Below are 20,857 nucleotides of genomic sequence, written 5' to 3' on the forward strand. Positions count from 1 at the left end.
GGACTTACACGCAAGGGGCTAGAAACCCGATTTTTTTTTAGATAATTTGCTGCATAACCCAATATTTGTCATAGAAACCGGGTTTATGAGCGTAAGTCCTAAAATTCAAATCAGCGAGCATCGGGGGACAATTCCCCATCTAAAATCTAAAATCTAAAATCTAAAATCTACTTGATTTTGCCATTCTAGCAGTAAAGCTCGACATTGCAGTGCAGGCAAGTTAATTTTTTGAGCAAGTCGCGAATTCCGTCTGGGGTGACAGCATATTCAGCACCGATAAGTTCGGGGTTTACTGTTGCTGTCGGGTGCAATTCTGCAACAAAACCGTAGAGTTTTTGATTCGAGAAGGAACTGTTTATTGCCCAGCCGACGGTGTTAATCGGTTGGATGCGGGCGATCGCACTTTCTGTCACGCCTAGTTCCCTCTTGATTATAGCTAGAACTGCCGCTGCTGGCGTGACTTGGTCTGGTACGCGACCGCCGGGAAAATCGAGGGTGGCGGATGCTACGCCGGGACGATACATCGGTGTGGGAAACAGAAATTTTTTAGCTTTAATTGTCAAGATTACAACTGAATCTGCTCTTTCTACTCGCCAATATTCTAATATTTGCCCTTCGGTTGTTTCGAGATGTTCGGCGATTAGTTTTACCCAATGAGATTGGATTTCTACAAACCGATCTAGAGTTTTCCACTGGAATTTTGCAGTTTGGTTCATGTGGGACTTTTTGAAATAAATCAGATGTTTTTTGCTATAGGAGGCGATGGTTACCGAACGCAACAATAGCCGATCGACCTTTTCAGCTTTGAACCCGTTTTCTCCTCTCGATTGTAAATTTTTGCTACAACCTTACACATTCGCCTGGGAAATTCGGTAGCATACACTACATAATCAAAGTTTATCTGCGCCTTCGCCCTGCCTTATGGCAGCCCCGCCCCGGTGCAGACTCTTAGCCCAAAAGGAGTTTTTATGAAGCTGCAAACAGATATTCGTACTTGGCAATCCCAACCAATCCCCGGAAGCTTCGCCACTGTCCGCGACTGGGAAAACTTTGGCTGCGCCTATCCTGCACCCAAATTGGTTCCTTCTATTTGGGTTAAATTGTTCAATCCGCCAACCGCATTCAGCTTTGAGGAAGCGTGGCTGCTGTGTGAATGTTCGGATGAAAAGTGGCTAGCTTGGATTCCTGATTATGGCGAAATTTTACTGAGTAAAGATGAATTTTGCGCTACTAAATCCTGAATTACGCAGACAAACTTTCATAAACCGCGTGTTAAAATCCATATCCCTCGCGTTCCACGGGATATTTGGGAAAAAAGCTGGTTTCTGCGTAATTATGTCGTTTGCAGTGAGGAATGCAAGTCCTCAAAGTTAGATAAGGACTTGCATTCCTCACTACAAACCTCTTATATGAGGTCGTTCCCGCGGACATCATACAAGTTCTAATAGATATTAGACCTCTTGCAAAAATAACTTGGACGGGCAAGATGCCCATCCCACAAAAGTTATTTTTTCTTGTGGGATGGGCATCTTGCCCGTCCAATAAATTTATAAAAAGGACTTTTGCAAGAGGTCTATTGATTGAAATTTCGGTAACAAAAAGAGCAATAGGTTTTCTATTGCTCTTTTTGTTCAAAAACACTCTCTAGTTTTTTTATTCAGACACCGGAAGTTAGATCGAGTGGGGTCGATTGACCACAATATCGTCGCGGTGAGGGGTTTACTGTATCGATGCTGGCATCGGAGATATTAGTGAACCCGCCCCTACAGCAATTACGGTCAATTTAGCCGCCGTGATATTGCTGGCTTATCTGCAAACTGCACGGTTATTTGCGTTTCTAACAATCGTGCCTACTGTACCATTAATCTGAATCGGGTTCTTGGTGCTGGCTCGAATCAAGCGGGGCTGTTTTGCCAGACATTCTCTGATTGATGCTGCCCAGGAGGTGAGAGCTCCGGTGTATTCTGTACGACCCGCTGGGGCGCGAAACTGCTCGGTAATTAGGTAATCCGTGGTGATGCTAGTATCAGTAGCAACATTGGTAATAATTGGAAAATCAAAGGCTTTGGGCAAGGCTCTGTCCTGTATTCTGCCCGGTAGCGTTTGGTATTTCATCGAGCCGCCTTTGTAGTCAATACCTGCTTGAGGGCTGGTTGGAGGGCTTGTTTGAGCGAAGGCCGGAATAGGCAAGCTTGCTACCAAAACGGTGCAGACACTCCAAAATAATTTCGATTTCATCCGATTCATCTCCTCAGCTTTATGACGATTAGCACTAATTTAGGTAGGATCAAAAGACACTAGCTTTTATTGAGAAAGCGCCTGATGATATTGAGCTTTTGAGTTTGAGTTCAACGCAGCTAATTTATTACCAAACATCTTCAAAAATGTTAAAAATGGTTTGCCTGACAAGCTGTAGAATAGTTTCAGTTGAGTGAGATATTTACACATCTGAAGTTGTTACAGCATTGGAGAGTCGGTTTTACCAGGATTATTCATTTTCGATCGATGTCATTGGAACTTTATCAAATTTTGTCTCAGATATCAAGTTTTGCCGATCGGGTATCACCTTTTAACACTGGTTGGCGGCTCGATCGAGGTTTGAGTGTTGCGGGCTATAGCAGGACGAGAAAGATGCTAGAGTGCATCGATGGCCGTTTGAGTATTTTCAGGCGACAATAGACAGAGAAGGGGCTTGAAAATAGGTGATTTTGGTGGAAGATAGTAAATTTATCGACGTATCGGACATTATGGGTGTTCCCGCAGCTCCGGCGGGTTACAAATCGGGCTTTGTGGGTATTGTCGGACGCCCGAATGTCGGAAAATCAACGCTGATGAATCAGTTGGTGGGGCAGAAAATTGCAATTACTTCGCCGGTGTCTCAGACGACGCGCAACAGGCTGCGGGGCATCCTGACGACACCTGAAGCACAAATTATTTTTGTAGATACTCCCGGAATTCACAAGCCGCACCACGAATTGGGCAAGGTTTTAGTGCAGAATGCCCGCACCGCGATTAAGTCGGTGGATGTGGTGCTGTTTGTGGTGGATGGTTCGGTGGAATCGGGAGGGGGCGATCGATATATTGTCGAAATTCTCAGCAATATCGGCATTCCGGTGATTTTTGGGATGAATAAGTTGGACGAACAACCGGCGGATTGCGTGTTGATCGATCGAACTTACGAGCAAATTGTCAATCCTGAGTGGCCTGTAGTGAAATTTTCCGCTCTCACGGGCGAGGGTGTCGAGTCGCTGCAAAAATTGTTAATCGAACATTTGGAGGTTGGGCCTTATTATTATCCGCCCGATTTGGTGACTGACCAGCCGGAACGCTTTATTATGGGCGAATTGATTCGGGAACAGATTTTGCTGCTGACGCGGGAAGAAGTGCCGCATTCGGTAGCAATCGCGATCGACATTGTTCAAGAAGAAGCAAAAATTACTCGCATTCTGGCGACAATTCACGTCGAACGGGATTCCCAAAAAGGCATTTTAATCGGTAAAAGCGGCAGTATGCTCAAGTCGATCGGCAGTGCGGCCCGAGAACAGATTCAAAAGTTAATTGAAGGCAAAGTGTATTTGGAGTTATTTGTCAAGGTGCAGCCGAAGTGGCGGCAGTCGCGCACTCGTTTGGCGGAATTGGGCTATCGGGTAGAAGAATAAAACTTTATCTGTTGGCAGTTTCCCTCTCTTAATCCTGATGTGCTCAGAAGCAGATTAAAAACAAGATTGACAACTTTGCCAGATCCGCAGCCATAGGCTAAGTTTTTGCAAAGGTCGAGAACACAATGACGATAATTCCAACTATGAACTACCGAAACCACATCACGATCGAAGCAAATAAACGCGGTGGTAAGCCTTGTGTGCGCGGCTTGCGAATTACGGTTTATGAAGTGCTTGAGTACCTGGCTTCCGAGATGACCGAAGCAGAAATTCTCGAGGATTTTCCCGATTTGACGCGAGAAGATTTAAAAGCCTGCATTGCTTATGCTGCTGACCGCGAGCGTCGGTTTATTACCGCGACCTTATCCGCATGAAATTACTGTTTGATGAAAATTTGTCGCCCGAGTTGCCGAATCGTTTGAGCGATATTTTCCCAAATTCCCTTCACGTTCGAGATGTGGGAATGATATCATGTCCGGTCGAGCAACCGGGATTTTTGTAGGGGCGGGTTCACCAACAATACCTGCCAACAATCTCCCATCTCAAAAACCCGCCCCGACCGGGATATTATGGTTAATCGATCGGACATGATATGAAAGCAACGATCGACCTAATAGTTTGGGATTATGCAAAAGATATGACTGCGCACTTCTTAGTGCAAACGCAGTCAGCCTGGGAACCCTACCAATAGGGATATTTTGACAGAAATGTCTTAAGAATCCCCCTACCGACCGGGCGGGGAGTGTCAAAGGATTTCTACATACCCTTCTGTTCCATGTACGCGAATTCGTTGCCCATCTTCGATCAGTTTGGTAGCATTTTCTACTCCGACAACTGCCGGTAAGCCATATTCACGTGCAATAACTGCTCCATGGGTCATCAGTCCACCAACTTCGGTGACTAGACCTTTTATGGATACAAATAATGGTGTCCAGCTAGGGTCAGTAAACGAAGTGACTAATATATCTCCATCTTTTAAATCGGCGTCTTCCATGTTTAGGATGACACGTGCTCGTCCCTCTATAACTCCGGAAGAAACAGCCAGGCCTACAATAGCTTTGGCCGGGAGATTTTCTCGTTTATACTCACCTGCAATGATTTCACCATCAGACGTGATAACACGTGGGGGAGTTAGTTTTTCATGTAATTTGTACTCGTCTTTTCGTTTGCTGACGAGCTGGTAATCCAGTTTATTTGTGCGTACAACTTCGTGAAGTTCTTCAAAAGTGAGGTAGTAAATATCTTCTTTTTCATGAATAACATTGGCTTGTACGAGTTGTTCGGCTTCTTTCAGTAAAGCCTGCTTATAAACGAAGTAGCGACTAACTATGCCGTATTTTGGATATTCACGATAACCGGCGAAATTCCGGATCAGGTCGATCGTTCGTTTTGTTTCTTCGGCTTTTTGTTCACCATCCGGCAGTTGCTTCAATCGGTCTAATAACTCCTGTTCTCTTTTCAAAGCTTCCTGCCGCCCTTGCTCAAATCGAGCCTCGCCGGCACCAGGCTCAAAGTTTTTGATATTACTGAGAATTATGGGCACAAGTGTAGTTGGTTTTTCGCTCCAACGGGTTTTAGTAATATCGATTTCTCCAGCACAGCGCATTCCGTATCTGTTGAGAAAAGCGTAGATAGCGTCTTGGGTTTCTTTTCCACCATCAAACTTAACCAGTTCATCCAAAAAGTTATCATCTTTTACATGATGTAAATACTCAATAACTTCCGGATAAGGACGAATCACATCTGCGACATCCAGTAGTGCCAGGCCCATTTCCGAAGTAATATTGTTTGGCACAGATCGAGATAGCGTGTCTGCTGCGTTTTTCTCACCCAACCACTCGTTCATTTTTTCATTGATCCATGATGCAGCATCCATAGCAGCCATAATCACAACATGACTTTGTGGATCGAACAAGAGCTTCTTCAATTGCTGGATATCTTCCAGGATAAAATCGAATAAATCCGCTCCTGATTTCGTCTGAATGTCTTGTCTTAAAGCTTCTATCGAAGTCTGACTGCGCTCGATCAAATCAGCAGCGATGGCCGGATCGTTTTCGATTTGCGTCCGAAAACCCGAAGGCGAAATAGCCCTATTGCTCCTACTGGGACTCTGCTCTTTCGTATCATCCGGTGACGACTTTATAAAACCTTCTCTCTCTACGATGGTCGTAAGCGCGTCTTTTAACAGCGGATCGCCTTGTCCCAGGGTATTTATTACCGTTGTTCTGGTGACAGGCGAAGCCAGCATAGGGGTAACATCAACAAACAGCCTTCCGCCAGCCTCACGCATGGGCGCCCTCGTCGTTAAGAGGAAAAAAGACAACCCCAACGGTTTCATGGCGTCGGTCATCATTTGTCCGTGACCGACAGATACATAGACGTGGTTTTCCCGATCGTTCGCTTCAGGGATGGGGTATAAAGTAGTGATTGGCCGACTCTGGACAATATAAAATGTATCATCAACCAAACACCATTCGATGTCCTGGGGACAGCCGAAATGTTCTTCGATCTTTCTGCCCGTGCGCTCAAGCTGTACAATCTGCTCATCCGTCAGCGCTTGCCTGTTCTGTCTCTCAGGCTCAATTTCCTGTTCTTTCGTACCGCCATCTTTTAAGGCATAAATAGCCAGTTTCTTGGTAGATATCTTCTTATCGACAATTGTGCCGTTACACACTTTATAGTTATCGGCATTCACCAGGCCGGAGACCAAGGCCTCGCCAAGTCCGAAGCTGGCATCAATGGATAACACTTTTCTATTAGAAGTGACGGGATCGGCAGTAAACAAAATTCCTGCCACCTGCGGGAAGACCATCTTCTGAACAACCACAGACAGGTGGACTTTACGGTGGTCGAAGCCGTTTTGAAGGCGGTAAATTACTGCTCTCTCAGTAAATAGCGATGCCCAGCACTTGCTGATATGCTGATAGATTGCCTCCTTTCCGATAATGTTCAAATACGTATCCTGCTGGCCTGCAAAAGAGGCGGTCGGTAAATCCTCTGCTGTTGCGCTGGATCGTACTGCACAGGCATTTTTTTCATCAAGCCTGGAGAGGAGGCGGGCGATCTCTTCATTAATGTCTTGAGGAATGGCTATCCCTTCGATGACCCTACGAATCTCACCGCTAAGTTCACCGATTTTATCCCGGTCTTCCACTTTTAGAAGGGATAAGCGATCGAGTAATTCGTTAATCGACGGCGTTTCCCCAATGATTCTTTTAAAGGCTTCAGTAGAAATACAGTAGCCATCCGGTACGCGGATTCCTTCAATCTTGGAAAGTTCCCCCAGGTTTGCGCCTTTACCCCCAACAAGCATGATTTTTGTTTTGTCAATGTCCTGAAAACCAAGCACATAGGAACTCATATATTTCCCTCCTGTGGCAATTCCTTCTTTGATAATTTTGATGACATCCTTCGGGCTAAAACGATTTACCGGAGTATTGTACTTCAACTCGACTTTAGCCAATCAGAAAGAGGATGCGAGCAGTTGAATTAAGTGTTCGCGTTCTGCCTCAAGCAATAAAACCGGAGTGGGGTTGAGAACAAGTCGGGAAGTCGAAATCGCCTCCTCGCCCAACAACAATAGAACCCGATTCCAACAACAGTAAAGTAAACTGAAAGCAGTCCCATTCCCCCCAGTTGACGTATGCCGCGTTGGTTCAATACTGCTGGCCCATGCCAAGAAGACATTCATTACGCACTGTCGCCCACGGTACGCTTACCAAACTTAGAACGGTTAATCGCTCAACGCAACTATTTCGTCATCCATGCACCCCGGCAAGTGGGGAAAACCACCGCTATGCTGGCGTTAGCCAAACAACTCACCGAAAGCGGACAATATACAGCGGTGATGCTGTCGGTAGAAGTGGGGGCACCCTTCAGTCAAGACATTGCTGGTGCAGAAGAGGCTATTTTGGGGGCTTGGCGACGGGCGATTTCGATTCGACTTCCCCCAGAATTGCAGCCGCCTGCTTGGCCCTCGTCGGAACCGGGACAGCAAATCGGCCATGTACTCAGCCTGTGGGCACAATCTTCTCCTCGTCCTTTGGTCATTTTCATCGATGAAATTGACGCATTGCAAGACCAAGCGTTGATTTCTATCCTGCGACAACTGCGCGATGGTTATCCCAATCGCCCGAAAGCTTTTCCTCAGTCTATTGGCTTAATTGGTTTGCGGGATGTTCGCGATTACAAAGTGGCTGCGGGGGGAAGCGATCGACTCAATACATCCAGTCCGTTTAATATTAAAGTGCGATCGATTACTCTCAGAGATTTTAATGCCTCAGAAGTCGCCGAACTCTACGCGCAACATACCCAAGATACCGGACAAGTTTTTACACCTGAAGCCGTAGCCTTAGCTTTTGAACTGACTCAGGGACAACCTTGGTTAGTGAATGCTTTAGCTAAGGAAATTGTAGAAGAATTAGTAACAGATGAATCTATAGAAATTACACCAGAACATATTTTATCAGCTAAAGAAATTTTAATACAACGGCAAGATACGCATTTGGATAGTTTGGCAGAACGACTGCGAGAAAACCGAGTTAAAGCCATTATTGAGCCGATGCTAGCCGGACGAGAATTGCCAGAATCTTCTAATGACGATCGCCAATATCTCCTAGATTTGGGCTTGCTCAAACGAGATCCAGCCGGGGGTTTAGTCATCGCCAATCCGATTTATCGAGAAGTGTTGCCGCGAGTTTTGGCGCAAGGGCCGCAAGATAGTTTACCGATTATCAGTCCGAGTTGGTTGAACGATCGCGGCGAACTGATAACCGAGGCACTTCTGCAAGCGTTTCTCGCGTTTTGGCTACAGCATGGCGAACCGTTACTCAAAAGTGCTTCTTATCCCGAAATTGCACCGCATTTAGTGTTGATGGCGTTTCTGCATCGGGTGATTAATGGTGGGGGAACGTTGGAAAGGGAATATGCGATTGGACGCGACAGAATGGATTTATGTTTGCGTTATGGTGAGGTAACATTGGGAATTGAACTGAAGGTTTGGCGGACTCGGAAAGTCGATCCGTTGAGTAAAGGATTGGAACAGTTGGATGGATATTTGGCTCGATTGGGACAAGATGAAGGGTGGTTGGTGATATTCGATCGACGCGAGAATGCGCTCGAATTAGAAGAACGATTGAATACTGAAATTCATCTGACACCAATGGGGCGAACCGTTACAGTTATTCGTGCGTGAAGGAGTTCTGATGAATGTCTCGATTTTTGCGATCGCCGAAAGTGTGCGATCGACTCTAAATGCTCTCTAATCTAAAATCTAATAGAGATAGGTTTTTTCAGTGCGACGGCTTAAGTGATTGAGTCGAATCGTGTGGCGAAGTCGATCGAGAAAAGGAGATTCTGATGGGGAGTAAGAAGGGGTTGACATACATCCTCGATCTGCGGTATTATTCGACTACATCCAGTATTGTACCGCAACTGCGATACAATTATAAGTTAGGCTGCTTTAATTATCGTGAGGTCTGGTCTTCAAGTTCGTCTGCTGAGTGGCAAATCTTGAAAGCTGTAGTACACTTATCCAAAGAAATCTACAATTTCGATAATCATTAGAATACTCAATGTCAGCTCTCGATTTTAAGGAAATTCCTCAAGCCAACTTAGCTAACGGCAAACAAGATGAGTTCGAGTTGTTTGCAAGAGATTTTTTCGCATATTTAGGCTACAACATCATTTCTGAACCAGATCGAGGACAGGATGGAGGGAAGGACATTCTAATCCAGGAATCTCGAATTGGTATTGGTGGCCAAACAACGGTTCTCTGGCTTGTGAGTTGTAAGCATTTTTCCCACTCAAATTCAGGAAAGGGCAAGGCGGTGGGTGTGGACGACGAGATAAATGTTGCAGATAGATTAAGCTCTAATAGATGCGATGGTTTTATTGGTTTTTACTCAACGATAGCTAGCTCTGGTTTAACCCAAAAACTACAAGGTTTATCAGAAAACAAGCGTGAAGGATTTCAAGTTTTTCATCGTGGGAGCATTGAGACGTTCTTGTTCAGAGATCTAGAAGGACTACAAATAGCTCGAAGGTATTTCCCAAAATCTATGCAGTTATGGGATGAATCAAGTGAAACTACTAACAATCCTTTGATACATAGTGATAGTGAATTGGATTTGAAAATAACACGCCAGAAATACTATGAAGAATACATCCACAGGAAAAGAAAAAAAGAAAGTTAAATCTTTCATATATTTGGACGACTACAAGATGTATTCTATATCTTCACAAATATTTGAGGGATTAACAGAATATGTTATTAGTCACTCCAAAAATTCTGATAAGGATTTAGAGAGCCAAGAAGGGCCTATTGGGTCAGGCAGAGTATTGGCTGACATAATTAGTCGGGAGTCCTCTACTGAGGAACGAAAATTTTTACATGATTATTCCTACAACCTCTTTGAAGAAAAGCTTTTTGAAGAAAAGAAGGTTTTGCAAATCGATGCTGAAAGCATTGTTGAATCCCTCAGCGAGCTTGATGCTTATGAATTTGTCAAAGTGAAAGGGAGATTATTATTCAGCGATGTTAAACTAATCAACGAGACAATCGATGAGTTTAATAAGCTAGGAGAAGCTCTTGTTTACCTCACAAATTTTCCTAATTTGGATCAGCTAAAGCAGCAATATAGTGCTACCTCGTCCCAAGCCACAAATAGAAATGATAAAGCTTTTGCCAAGCAAACATCTAAGAGATTAGATGATCTTTCTGCCATAGCAAAGCAACTTGGAATGAACATGGATCAGGGATTTTTAGATAGACTTCGGCTTGTACTGAACTATGGTTACAAAGATCAGTTAGAGTTAAAAATATACTTATCAAATAACAGTGATGAAATATTTTTATTTAGTGCTCCACTGAAAAGAGCATTTCTCAAAGAAGAAGAGCATTTAATAGTTAGTAAATTCTCTAGATATTCAGAAAAAGAATTTTGCATTTTTGGGATGATTACACAAAGTAGAGGAAACCAGCCTGCTTTACCTGTTAAAGAGAATGCAAATCCTAAAGATATCAAGCAAGCAATTTCTCAGCTACTTCTGGGACTTTTAAATCTAGAAAAACAATTTACGGGCAAAATCGAAAATGAAATAATGATTGATCCGATTGCTGTTTATAGAGAACTCTAGCTCCAATTCAAGCACAGCCTAACAATTCAAATGCAGCGGACGGTTGAGCCTGCTGCTAGTGAGTTCGAGGTTATCTACCGTCGCTGATTTGAGCCGTTATCTCGCAAACGCTGCCTGACCTTGGAGATGATCCGGAAGCTCGATCGAGAGCTTGACCTACAGAAACTTGGTAGAATAAATAGACACGCTTCGATCGCGCACCATGCAACAAGCTAGTAGATCCAATCTTTTCGCCAAACCTCGAACGAGGAGATTCTCAAATGCCATTAGCTGAACTAATGTCACAAATCCAGGAACTTTCAAAAATTGACAAGCTTCGGCTGATGCAGTTTCTGGCAACAGAACTGGTCAAAGAAGAAAATGCAACAAACTTTTTTGTTGCCGATCGAGAGTATCCAGTCTGGTCGCCTTACAATTGCTCTGAGGCTGCCAATGTTTTAATGAATCTTCTGACGACAAAACAACAAGAACAGAATGATTGACGCTCAGAGATTTCCCTACAAAATCATTGACACCAGTCTTGGGATGGTCGATCGAATGCCGTATCTGCCATTGACACTCAGCCTGAACGGTCAATCTTTGAACGCTGAGGGCTTATTAGATACAGGCGCAAGCGTTAACGTTTTGCCATACGAGTTAGGGCTACAACTGGGCTTAGTCTGGGAAAATGAGACACTCTCAGTCGTCTTGGCTGGGAATTTGGCTCGATTTGAAGCCCGTGCCGTCGTTGTTAATGCTCGAGTTAGTTCATTCCCAACGCTTAACCTGGCATTTGCCTGGACACAAGCAACCAATGTACCTTTGATTTTGGGGCAAGCTAATTTCTTCTTCGAGTTTGATGTCTGTTTCTTCCGGGCACGTTCAGAATTTGAAATCCGTCCTAAGCAGAGTGAATAGAAATGAAGACACTCTAACTATACCGTTATCTCGTAAACACTGCCTGACCTTGGAGATGATTCGGAAGCTCGATCGAGAATTAAGGATTCCGGTGGATAAATGTCGCCCTACATTACCAACACTAATTGCTGCTTTATTCTAAGATTTATCAACCGATAAAGAAATCAAAATCCCTTCAATCGGTGAAAAACGGGAAGGGGAATTGCGGTCTGGAGTGATTGTGATTGCGATCTCCTACAGCTAGGACTTGATAAGCTGTTCGGGATTTAAATTGTATGTCAAAAAACAATAAAACTCTTGTGGGGTGGGCGTCCCGCCCGCCCCGAATATGCAATTTAAATGCGCGACAGCTTATGACATCTACCAGCCAGCCAACTGGTTGAGCCAACACTCCCGGTACCTTTAGGTCGGGGAGTGTCAACAACAACTATCAAGGCAACTCAACGGAACTCGGTTTAGCAATGTGAGGCAAGCCCCAGCCCAATTTTTCCCGCAAAATGTGGAAAAACTCAAAAGATTGCACCCGAATAAAGCGGGCTGGGTACGGAGCTCGCTCGACTTGCACCCAATCTTCGGGCAGAACATAACATCCGCCGTTCCCGTCAACCACCATTACCAGGCGGTTCGGACTTGCCGGCAAAATCTTGACCGGCTCAGTGTTGGAAAACACCAAAGCCCGCGAAGCCATTGAATGCGGGCAAATAGGCAGCAACTGCAGCACCGGCACTCCCGGAATGATGACAGGACCACCCGCAGAAAGGGCGTAAGCTGTCGATCCTGTCGGAGTCGCGATGATGACTCCATCTGCGGCAATGTCCACAGATGCGTGCTGACCGATCGCCACTTCAAAATGACACATACAAGTCAGCGGTTCTCGGTGCAGCACCATTTCATTGAGACAAAGGGCTTCCCAGAGGCAGTCGTTTTCTCGAAACAGGCGCACCGCCAGCATCGATCTTTCTTCTATTTCGTATTCTCCGGCGATCGCCTTTTCCAAAGCTTGCGGCAGCAAGTTCAGGTAAGTTTCTGTCAAAAAGCCCATGTGACCGGTATTGACAGTCAGCAGCGGCACTCCGATGGGAGCAACTTGGCGAAATGCCGACAGCACCGTACCGTCGCCGCCCAACACCACTGCAAACTCCATGTCGCTGTCAAAACCGGGGGGGACGAGTTGGTCGATCGGAGTGTGGCACATCGGGCGAGTAGGGCTAGAATAGCCCAAAATTCCTCCGGAACCAGAAACCGAGCAGACCTCCCAGCCGCGGGCAGTCAGCTTATCTTTCAACTCTGCGGCGATGCGACAAGCCACAGGTTTAACGTCGTTGTATATAATCCCAGCTTTCGGCACTTTAAAATGTAAAGGGCATCTTTTGTTTACTCCGTTTTTTCGTCTTAAGCTGCTCGTACTCTATTTCCTTGAGCTTCTTCATAATCAGATTAAAGTATTCTTCGAGATAAGATTCCAAAGTAGTAGTTTCTTTGGGGTCGATTCCGAAGACACTGTAAACATCATCCATCGGAGCTTTCAAGGGTTTTCCGGCTGCCAAAACTTCTGAAAAAGCCAATCTGTCAGCTACGTTCCAACTCCACTGAAAGAAAGTAGCTAATTTACGAGTAGCCTGCAACAAGACGTCAGGGGTGCGCGTAATTTTGGCTTCCTTCCCTGACAGCCGTTCGCACAACCGCACGATTTCGTCAGCATCCCAAGCGCGATTCCCCACCACCGGAAAGCTTTTTTTCACGGTTTCGGGAACCGAAAGGGCCCGGATGGCAAATTTAGCAACGTCCTGAGTGTTCATGTAGGCAAGGGCGGACGGCTTCTTGGGCAGCCAGACTGCCTGATTGTCCAAAATCGGCATTGCATACAGGCTCAGCAGTCCTTGCAAAAAGCCGCAAGGTCTCAATATTGTGTAGTCTAAACCGGATTCGGCTAAGAACAGCTCGGTACAGCGCTTAATTTCCAACAAGGGGACTTGGGGATATTTCTCGGCGTCGAGAAAGGAAAAGAATATGTAACGCTTGATGCCTGCTGCTGCTGCTGCTTGGATCAGCGATACTTTTCCGTCCCAGTCTACTCTTTTGATGCTGACAGAATCGCCGGCACTGGCGGTTGCTGCATCGATGATAGCACTGACGCCTTCTAGCGCCGGAGGCAGACTGTCTGGTTGGCAAAGGTTCCCGGGTACGAGTTCGGCGCCCCATTCTTTCAAAAATGCAGCTTTTCTGTAACTTCTGACTAAACAGCGCACTTGGTAGCCCTCGTCTAGGGCGCGGCGGGCTATTTGGCGGCCGAGAGTGCCGGTGGCACCTACAATCAATAAAGTCATCTAGGGATTAATTTACGAATCTTAAACTTTCTATAAAATAGTATCAGGTCTTTCTCAGTTTTTTATAAAAACTTAACAAAAACCTGAAATTTTCTCATCAATCAAACATCGGGGCGCTCCCAGGCGCAAGGTGGAAGTGCCTTGCGCGTCCCGCATCGGGGATGAGACAAAAGTCAGTCGATTTGAGATTTGAGATTTGAGACTTCGGGCCAAGACGTTCGGCTCGCGCGAGCAGTCGAAGGATTTTAGATTTATTCCACAGATAAATCTGGGATATTGAACAAGAGTCGAAAATTTTGGGCTGATGGCGGCTCCTGTCGTTCACAAGTATCCGTTTTTGGGCGGAGTCAAGAAAACATCTGCGAGAGCGAAATGCCTGCTTATTTATAGCCAGCTAAAAATTTTGCTTTGGGCCTTGATATTTATGTCTTCGCCACGATGTGTTTAGATAACTCGGGAATCTGAGACTAAATTTGAATAAACCGGGTTTTTCTAATCTTGCCAAGGCGGTTGCATGATTTTTATGTAGAAAAACCCGATTTCTGCCTCCGGTATGACTTACTCTCCGCCGCCTTGGAGTTTGAGGAGTAGGAAGCCTCCACCGATACCGACGAAAATTAAGGAAAAGGACAAAAAGGCTGCGTTGAAAATTTCAGGGTTCATTGATTTTAGATCTCCTTGACGATGCCAAATAAACATAATTTGACACTCTCCGCTGCGTTAGAGACGGGGATTCTTAATTCAGCGCTCTACCTTAAAATTAGCTATCTCTTGCGAGCAATTCCTGAACTATTTGACCGTACCAAAGTAACAACCAAACAGTCTAGTTTAGACAATCTGTGCGGGCCCAGCTGAATCAAGCCTACTAGGATACTGGCCTAGAGTTTGGGCGTGTCGCGCCCTACTTTTTTATCCTATTTTTATCAACTCTCTAGCTCATACCGGATGGCATGGGTCTAGAGACTGTTTGTTAATATCCCAGACAAAAATGTAGATTATTGTTGTCGGCTGTGTAAAACTTATCTAAACTTATCCAAAGTTTTCTTTAGATAATTAGTGTTTACTGACAACGCTGTTGGGTAGACGGCTAATCCCAAGATAAGTAGGCTATCTCCCGATCGCCAAAGCTTATCAAGTAAAGATAACACTGCGTGCGATCGCTAGTCAACTTACCTAAAGTAAATAAGTATAGGCAAGTAACGATAGCTTTTTGCCACTTAAGTCTTACTCTTGCTTTCGCCGTGAAGTTAGCCTCGCCAAAGTTATCGCCGGCTTGTTGGGTCCCAAGCACTGGTTTTTCCCAATAGCCTGTTTAACTTCAGACGACACAGCTTTAAACTGGCACGCATTTAAAGCTGTCTTGACCTGCATAACATAGATCCCGGAAAGCAGGAACTGAGGCCCGTCAACAAAGCTTATGGTTTTCCACAAGCCCACATTGTACCCTACGGGTTAGTGTGGGTAGTTGACTCGAAATTACTACTTCTGGCTCGATCGTTCCACTTGCCGATCGTGGTTAAACGTATCAACGGTTTTACAGCCTGTGTGATGGTAGGTATTTTACTGGATCGAGCTACTAATATCAACAATCAGCATCCAAGAACTTAACAGGGAGTGTGAAGCCGGCGGTTCGCTTTCATGCCTGGTGTCGCAATCGTGTGGTTTTGGGCATTTTTCGGCTGTTTTTGGCAAACCAGCTAGCTAGATGCTAAGATTTCAGTGCGGAAATTCCTGTATTTTGTTGGAGAGAACTGCCTTGAGTCTCGATCGGGAATCAAAACTAGCTGTAACTCTGGGAGATCCGGCGGGAATTGGCCCGGAAGTGATTCTCAAGGCATTGGCAGATCCCGCTGCTGCTTTGAAGGCGACGGTTATAGGCTCTAGGATAGTTTTGCAGCAAACTTACGATAAGTTGCGATCGAGCAATCCAGCAGCAAAAGCGGCAAATCCCGAAACCTTAAACATTATTGATATCGAACCAGACAGCAAGTGGGGCGAAATTGTCCCCGGTGTCGGGAGTGCAGCTAGCGGGGCGGCTAGCTTTGCTTACATGGAAAGCGCCATCGCCCGTACCATCGCCGGCGAATTCTCCGCGATCGTCACAGGCCCGATTTCCAAAACTTGTTGGCAGGCCGCAGGTTACAATTATCCCGGACAAACAGAACTCCTCGCAGAAAGGGCAAAATCGCAGCGGTTCGGAATGCTGTTTGCCGCCACATCTCCCCACAGTGGCTGGACGCTGGTAACTTTACTCGCTACTACACATATTTCCCTCCGTCAAGTCCCCGATGCTTTGAGTCCAGAATTGCTGAGCGAAAAACTAGAATTGCTGGTAGAGTGTTTGCGGGAAGATTTTGGGCTGGAAAGACCGAAAATTGCGATTTCTGGCTTAAATCCTCACAGCGGTGAAAATGGCAAACTGGGAAATGAAGAGCAAGACTGGATGATACCTTGGTTGGAAACGCAGCGCGATCGCTTTCCTCAAGTGCAGTTAGACGGGCCAGTACCCCCCGATACCCTGTGGGTAAAACCTGCTAAAGTTTGGTACGGTTTAGCCACAGAAGCTCACGACGGTTACTTGGCAATGTACCACGACCAAGGGTTGATTCCAGTAAAATTGATGGCTTTCGACAAAGCTGTCAACACTACAATTGGCTTGCCTTTTGTCCGCACATCTCCGGATCACGGCACAGCTTTTGATATTGTAGGTCAAGGGATTGCAGATGCCTCCAGCATGAAGGCAGCATTGCAGTTGGCGGCCCAGTTGGCTAGTCGCAGAACAGCACTTAAAATAGGGCGCTAGCTTTAGTAAGCCTGACGCTGGCTGCGAAAAATTGTGTCCTTCCTATTGATGTTCGCTGGCGCGAGGCGGCAAGCAAGCTGGTCATTTGATTCGATCGGTTAAAATCAGATTTGGGTAGCACAGTATGGCAGCATTTAATGATAATTCAGACCAAAGATCTCAGTCAGGAAAAGAGGTTTCTGATGCAACTTTGGCAAGTCCTAAAGCTGGAGAGCAACTTCAGGAATTCCTAACCATACTGAGTGAATTGCAGTTATTGAAGAAATCTAAAAAGGAAGCCAGCAAGCTGAAGTTACCGCTTTCTGACAAGTCGGTCCAGCGACTTAAGGACGAGGAAAATCGGCGCAATCAATTGTCTTTTCTGATCGAACCATCGGCTATTGTACCAGAAGTATTGACTAATAATGAAAATATCCCATCTCAAAGACGAGAAAACAACAATGAGGAATCCGGTTTATCTAGAACCGCAGATATAGCAAAAAAATATCGACCGTCGGAGGAAGAATTAGAACAAGCGGTGGAGGAGTTTAAGCGGTTGCACCAACTGCTATTTGAAAGGGATTTGCCGGAATTTGACAGTAATGTTTTGAGCGTGGAACAAAGGTTAGAAAATTTTGAGAAGCTGATGTCTGAACCGAAAGAGTTGATGAATTTACTGAGAGCGTTAATTCCTGAGTTAGTGAAAGAAGAGTTAGAAGGGTTGAAGTCTGAATTGCAAAAGGCGATCGAACTCGCGAGCAATAATAAAATTAATCGCCTCGAATTACAGACAAAAATAGCGGATTTGGAAAATCAAATTGCTAATTTCAACCAGCAGCAACTGCCGAATGCAGAACAGTTAATGCAACGGCTGATGTTGGTGATGGGCGAGGTGCTCAACCGCAAGCTAGAGGAGTCTAAGTTAGAGGTAGCTTCGGCGATAGCACCAAAAGTTAATCAAGTAATTTACAATCAAACCGGACTTGAAGAACACGTAGGAAGAATTGAAGATAGAGTTGCGAATATTCAGCAGCGTAACCAGCAGCAACCAGAAGATTTAATCAAGCAGCTAGTGCCGATAGTTAGCGAGTTGCTGAACCGTAAAATTAGTGAATTAAAATCAGAGGTTATAGCAACTGTCGCACCCTCCGTACAGGTAAGAATAGCTTGGGTAGAAATAGAAGAAAAAGTATTGAACATCATCGATCGCAGGTTGGCTGCGCAACAGTCGCAAATTCAGAAGCCAGAAGAGATAATAGCGATGCTAATGCCAGCAATAACTGATTTGCTGAACAGGAAAATCGATGAATCAAAATTAGAGGTAGCAGCGGCGATCGCACCTTTGATAGAATCAGCAATTCTTCCAAGAGAAGTTCACGGAAAATTGAGCGACGTAGAAAGTAGACTAAATAATCTTCAGCGACAGCAAAAGTCTCAGCCGGAAGAAATAATGGCAAGGTTGATGCCTTTAATGATTGAGTCGCTGAACCGGAAAATCGACGAGACAAAGTTAGAGGTGAGAGAGGCGATGGCGCCGGCTGTCAACACCGCTATTCAAAACAGCGGTATTGCAGCACAAATACTAAAGAATGAAAGTAAAATTGTCGAAGTTCAGCAGCAAGTTTTAGCCGAGATAGAAGGGTTGATGGCAAGAATAATGCCAGTGATTGTAGAAATGCTGTCCCGAAACATAGAGGAAGCAAAGCTAGAGATAGAATCTGCGATCGCCCCAACTGTCGATGCAATCATTCAGCATAAAAATATCGATCGAAGACTCGGGAAGATCGAACAACAGATTGTGGCTATCGAACACCGGATTTATGAATCGACAGACTTGTTTACAGATTTACTGAAACCTTTGATTGACGAGCTGATGGTTAGCCATCACGCCCAGCTAGAAAAGTCGGTCATCGCATCTATTTTACCATTGTTAGATGAAGTTGTAGGTTATAATTACAGACTAAACGATAAAGTAGGGGAACTCGATCGCAAAATTACTGATGCTGAATGGGGAGGCAATCGGGAAGAATTAATCGCCCGAATTAAAATCATGTTTCCCGAAATGATGATCCAAACAATTAAAAAGTCGAGAAAATCGTTTGCCGAAACCATAAGTCCGATAATTGATGAAGTAATTAATACCAAAACCCGAGAAAACAGGCAATCGATGGGAGTAGCCATATCGCCGGCTCTTCCTGTGGGAATCAGCCACAGAATCAGTGAATCGCCCGATGAAATTGCAATGGCGATCGCGCCGGAAATGGCCGCCGCTATCAAACAGCAAATTCATCTCAAGCGAGAAGCAATGTCGGATGCACTTTATCCGATCGTCGGCAGCACGATTTTAAAATACCTCTCAGAGATGATGCGGGAGATTAATCAAAAACTCGAATCATCTTTAAGTCCCGAGAGAATTAGTCGCAAAATTAAAGCCAAATTGCAGGGAATTTCTGAAGCTGAATTGCTGATGAAAGAAACAACACCACTGAGTGTAAAAGCTGTCTTTTTAATTCAAGCAAAATCGGGCTTAGTAATTTCAGCAGTGCAGCAGTCTGAACGCGAACAGCTAGAATCAGACATGGTAGCGGGGATGCTGACTGCTATTCGCGCTTTTGTCAATGATTGCATATCTCAGTCGGGAAATATTGCAGAGATTGATGCTAGAGAATACGGCACATCTAAGATAGTATTGGAAGTAGCGGGTTCGTGTTATCTGGCAGTAGTTATGCAAGGAGAAACCCGCCAGTGGTTTAAGTACAAAATGCGATCGATATTCAAAAAGATTGTTCAAGAATACGGGGCTCAAATCCAGTCATTTAAGGGCGATCCAGCCACTGTGCCGGCAGAAGTAAACTCGAACTTGCAAAAATTAATCGATACAGAGGTAAAAGTTAAATCTCCTAAACTGCCAATTTTACCAATTATCGGTTTGGCCGCGTTAGGTTTAATTGGCGTACCTTGGGGAATTCATCAATACCGCAGCGGAGTTGAAGCGAGCTTAGAAGCAGATACGAATTTAGCTTTACAATCTGCTCCGGAGTTATCGGTTTATCGCCTCGCGGCAGATGTTAAAGATAAAATATTGGAGATTTCGGGACGAGTGCCGAATCAAAAGCTGCGATCGAAAGCGGAAAAAATCGCTCAGCAAGCGGCTCCAAAATCAAGAATTGAAAATAAAATTATAGCCGTTGAAGTACCTCCCGATCCGGTTTTAGTCGAGGCCGATGTCAAGCGGACGGCAGCTCTTTTGAATAAAGTAGAAAGCATTGAGATCTCGGCTCGCTATGCAGAGGGAAAAGTCGCCGTTGCAGGCAGTGTGAGCCAAGTGCCAGATGCTCAGAAAATCACTCAAGCTTTTGAGAAAATTCCGGGGGTGAAGTCTGTAACAAATACAGTGATAATAGGAACTCAACCGCAGCCAAAAAGAATGGCAGTTCGCGTGTATTTCGATGCCGGTTCGGCAAGTTTGCAGGCGAAAGACGTAGCACAAAAGCTTAGCAAAGTCAAGGAATATATGGAGGGAAATAGCACGAAGAATTTAAGGGTAATTGGCTACAGCGATTTTAAAAGCACTCCGGCCGAAAATCAAAAGTTGGCACTGGAAAGGGCGACAAATGTGAAAGGTATTTTGGTTAAACAAGGGATAAATGGCAACAGAATACAAGTTGCTTCTACTAAGGGTCGTCCCGAAGGTGTGGAACCAAATCAACCGCTGTGGCTGAGCAGATTGGTAGTATTTGAGGTGATAAATTAAAATAGGGAATTGGGAATAGGGAATTGGGCATCGGGCATCGGGCATCGGGCATCGGGCATTGTTAATTGGGAATTTTCCCTAATGACTAATGACTTATTTATCTTAATTTATAGTAACGGGCAAGAAGGTTAGGACATTTTTAATCGCTGAAAATATTGCTCTGACTGCATTTCCCTTCTTCCTTCTTCCGACTTCCATCGGACTGACATCCGTTACATCCGTTACAGAATCCGTTGCCGAACTTCCTGACATCCGTGACATCCGTTACATCCGTTACAGAATCCGTTGCCGAACTTCCTTC

19 protein-coding genes are annotated in these 20,857 nt (G+C 45.0%); 11 read left to right on the top strand and 8 right to left on the bottom strand.

All coding sequences use genetic code 11. The features are described from left to right. Positions 1 to 185: 185 nt before the first annotated feature. A complete protein-coding gene (locus QUB61_RS18490; RefSeq protein ID WP_333127069.1) occupies positions 186 to 716 on the bottom strand; it encodes an NUDIX hydrolase in 531 nt (176 codons plus the stop codon). A 252-nt stretch (positions 717 to 968) separates the two neighbouring features. On the opposite strand from QUB61_RS18490, the gene QUB61_RS18495 reads away from it, so the two are divergent. After that, positions 969 to 1,241 (top strand): hypothetical protein, encoded by a 273-nt coding sequence (locus QUB61_RS18495; RefSeq protein WP_333127067.1) that lies wholly within the window; start codon positions 969 to 971, stop codon positions 1,239 to 1,241. 565 nt (positions 1,242 to 1,806) lie between these two features. Here QUB61_RS18495 and QUB61_RS18500 read toward each other — a convergent pair. Then, positions 1,807 to 2,238: a hypothetical protein gene (locus QUB61_RS18500; protein WP_333127065.1), complete on the bottom strand. Its 432-nt coding sequence runs from the start codon at positions 2,236 to 2,238 to the stop codon at positions 1,807 to 1,809. A 509-nt stretch (positions 2,239 to 2,747) separates the two neighbouring features. Here QUB61_RS18500 and era point away from each other — a divergent pair. The 3 genes from era (at position 2,748) to QUB61_RS18515 (ending at position 4,161) form a co-directional block, all read left to right on the top strand. Next, on the top strand, positions 2,748 to 3,659 hold the full coding sequence (era, locus tag QUB61_RS18505; RefSeq protein ID WP_333127116.1) for a GTPase Era: 912 nt from the start codon (positions 2,748 to 2,750) through the stop codon (positions 3,657 to 3,659). 143 nt (positions 3,660 to 3,802) lie between these two features. Further along, a complete protein-coding gene (locus QUB61_RS18510) occupies positions 3,803 to 4,033 on the top strand; it encodes a DUF433 domain-containing protein (protein ID WP_333127114.1) in 231 nt (76 codons plus the stop codon). Beyond that, positions 4,030 to 4,161 carry a DUF5615 family PIN-like protein gene (locus QUB61_RS18515; protein WP_333127063.1) on the top strand — a complete coding sequence of 44 codons (132 nt, stop codon included), beginning with the start codon at positions 4,030 to 4,032 and terminating at the stop codon, positions 4,159 to 4,161. The genes QUB61_RS18510 and QUB61_RS18515 overlap by 4 nt, the downstream gene beginning before the upstream one ends. A gap of 243 nt (positions 4,162 to 4,404) precedes the next feature. Here the strand turns inward: QUB61_RS18515 and ppsA are convergent, their stop codons facing one another. Continuing rightward, positions 4,405 to 7,107: a phosphoenolpyruvate synthase gene (ppsA, locus tag QUB61_RS18520; protein ID WP_333127061.1), complete on the bottom strand. Its 2,703-nt coding sequence runs from the start codon at positions 7,105 to 7,107 to the stop codon at positions 4,405 to 4,407. A gap of 195 nt (positions 7,108 to 7,302) precedes the next feature. Between ppsA and QUB61_RS18525 the strand changes: the two genes are divergently transcribed. The 5 genes from QUB61_RS18525 to QUB61_RS18545 all read left to right on the top strand — a co-directional run bounded on the left by QUB61_RS18525 (position 7,303) and on the right by QUB61_RS18545 (position 11,693). Beyond that, entirely contained in the window at positions 7,303 to 8,853 is a 1,551-nt protein-coding gene (locus QUB61_RS18525; RefSeq protein WP_333127059.1) for an ATP-binding protein, read from the top strand. Positions 8,854 to 9,232: 379 nt separating this feature from the next. Then, positions 9,233 to 9,853, top strand: a complete 621-nt coding sequence (locus QUB61_RS18530; protein ID WP_333127057.1) for a restriction endonuclease — start codon at positions 9,233 to 9,235, stop codon at positions 9,851 to 9,853. Next, a complete protein-coding gene (locus QUB61_RS18535) occupies positions 9,813 to 10,796 on the top strand; it encodes a DUF6414 family protein (protein WP_333127055.1) in 984 nt (327 codons plus the stop codon). The genes QUB61_RS18530 and QUB61_RS18535 overlap by 41 nt, the downstream gene beginning before the upstream one ends. 260 nt (positions 10,797 to 11,056) lie before the next feature. Then, the gene (locus QUB61_RS18540) at positions 11,057 to 11,278 is read left to right on the top strand and encodes a hypothetical protein (protein ID WP_333127053.1); all 222 of its coding nucleotides are present in this window, start codon (positions 11,057 to 11,059) and stop codon (positions 11,276 to 11,278) included. Next, positions 11,271 to 11,693 (top strand): aspartyl protease family protein, encoded by a 423-nt coding sequence (locus QUB61_RS18545; RefSeq protein ID WP_333127051.1) that lies wholly within the window; start codon positions 11,271 to 11,273, stop codon positions 11,691 to 11,693. The genes QUB61_RS18540 and QUB61_RS18545 overlap by 8 nt, the downstream gene beginning before the upstream one ends. A 430-nt stretch (positions 11,694 to 12,123) precedes the next feature. Here QUB61_RS18545 and QUB61_RS18550 read toward each other — a convergent pair whose 3' ends face one another. From QUB61_RS18550 to QUB61_RS18565, 4 genes are all read right to left on the bottom strand, one after another. Next, positions 12,124 to 13,041, bottom strand: a complete 918-nt coding sequence (locus tag QUB61_RS18550) for an NAD(+) kinase (protein WP_333127049.1) — start codon at positions 13,039 to 13,041, stop codon at positions 12,124 to 12,126. A gap of 1 nt (position 13,042) precedes the next feature. Then, complete coding sequence (locus tag QUB61_RS18555) at positions 13,043 to 14,020, bottom strand: SDR family oxidoreductase (RefSeq protein ID WP_333127047.1); 978 nt, start codon at positions 14,018 to 14,020, stop codon at positions 13,043 to 13,045. A gap of 558 nt (positions 14,021 to 14,578) precedes the next feature. Next, a complete protein-coding gene (petM, locus tag QUB61_RS18560) occupies positions 14,579 to 14,719 on the bottom strand; it encodes a cytochrome b6-f complex subunit PetM (RefSeq protein WP_445300249.1) in 141 nt (46 codons plus the stop codon). A gap of 388 nt (positions 14,720 to 15,107) precedes the next feature. Next, a complete protein-coding gene (locus QUB61_RS18565; protein WP_333127045.1) occupies positions 15,108 to 15,311 on the bottom strand; it encodes a hypothetical protein in 204 nt (67 codons plus the stop codon). Positions 15,312 to 15,725: 414 nt separating this feature from the next. Here QUB61_RS18565 and pdxA point away from each other — a divergent pair, with 414 nt between their 5' ends. Together pdxA and QUB61_RS18575 are read left to right on the top strand one after the other, a co-directional pair. Beyond that, the gene (gene pdxA / locus QUB61_RS18570) at positions 15,726 to 16,823 is read left to right on the top strand and encodes a 4-hydroxythreonine-4-phosphate dehydrogenase PdxA (protein WP_333127043.1); all 1,098 of its coding nucleotides are present in this window, start codon (positions 15,726 to 15,728) and stop codon (positions 16,821 to 16,823) included. A gap of 124 nt (positions 16,824 to 16,947) precedes the next feature. Beyond that, positions 16,948 to 20,556, top strand: coding sequence for an OmpA family protein (locus QUB61_RS18575; RefSeq protein ID WP_333127040.1), 3,609 nt, complete (start codon positions 16,948 to 16,950; stop codon positions 20,554 to 20,556). A 102-nt stretch (positions 20,557 to 20,658) separates the two neighbouring features. Here QUB61_RS18575 and QUB61_RS18580 read toward each other — a convergent pair whose 3' ends face one another. Further along, a complete protein-coding gene (locus QUB61_RS18580; RefSeq protein ID WP_333127038.1) occupies positions 20,659 to 20,808 on the bottom strand; it encodes a hypothetical protein in 150 nt (49 codons plus the stop codon). Positions 20,809 to 20,857: the final 49 nt, after the last annotated feature.

Origin of the sequence: Microcoleus sp. C2D2, assembly GCF_036702495.1 — a bacterium.
Classification (GTDB): domain Bacteria; phylum Cyanobacteriota; class Cyanobacteriia; order Cyanobacteriales; family Microcoleaceae; genus Microcoleus.

Coding starts and splice junctions, on each gene's coding strand:
- QUB61_RS18510 (WP_333127114.1), top strand. CDS start 3,803: ATGAACTACCGAAACCACATCACGATCGAAGCAAATAAACGCGGTGGT.
- QUB61_RS18580 (WP_333127038.1), bottom strand. CDS start 20,808: ATGTCAGGAAGTTCGGCAACGGATTCTGTAACGGATGTAACGGATGTC.
- QUB61_RS18500 (WP_333127065.1), bottom strand. CDS start 2,238: ATGAAATCGAAATTATTTTGGAGTGTCTGCACCGTTTTGGTAGCAAGC.
- QUB61_RS18530 (WP_333127057.1), top strand. CDS start 9,233: ATGTCAGCTCTCGATTTTAAGGAAATTCCTCAAGCCAACTTAGCTAAC.
- QUB61_RS18575 (WP_333127040.1), top strand. CDS start 16,948: ATGGCAGCATTTAATGATAATTCAGACCAAAGATCTCAGTCAGGAAAA.
- QUB61_RS18490 (WP_333127069.1), bottom strand. CDS start 716: ATGAACCAAACTGCAAAATTCCAGTGGAAAACTCTAGATCGGTTTGTA.
- QUB61_RS18555 (WP_333127047.1), bottom strand. CDS start 14,020: ATGACTTTATTGATTGTAGGTGCCACCGGCACTCTCGGCCGCCAAATA.
- QUB61_RS18535 (WP_333127055.1), top strand. CDS start 9,813: ATGAAGAATACATCCACAGGAAAAGAAAAAAAGAAAGTTAAATCTTTC.
- QUB61_RS18525 (WP_333127059.1), top strand. CDS start 7,303: ATGCCGCGTTGGTTCAATACTGCTGGCCCATGCCAAGAAGACATTCAT.
- QUB61_RS18515 (WP_333127063.1), top strand. CDS start 4,030: ATGAAATTACTGTTTGATGAAAATTTGTCGCCCGAGTTGCCGAATCGT.
- QUB61_RS18495 (WP_333127067.1), top strand. CDS start 969: ATGAAGCTGCAAACAGATATTCGTACTTGGCAATCCCAACCAATCCCC.
- QUB61_RS18540 (WP_333127053.1), top strand. CDS start 11,057: ATGCCATTAGCTGAACTAATGTCACAAATCCAGGAACTTTCAAAAATT.
- era (WP_333127116.1), top strand. CDS start 2,748: ATGGGTGTTCCCGCAGCTCCGGCGGGTTACAAATCGGGCTTTGTGGGT.
- petM (WP_445300249.1), bottom strand. CDS start 14,719: ATGTTTATTTGGCATCGTCAAGGAGATCTAAAATCAATGAACCCTGAA.
- QUB61_RS18545 (WP_333127051.1), top strand. CDS start 11,271: ATGATTGACGCTCAGAGATTTCCCTACAAAATCATTGACACCAGTCTT.
- pdxA (WP_333127043.1), top strand. CDS start 15,726: ATGCTAAGATTTCAGTGCGGAAATTCCTGTATTTTGTTGGAGAGAACT.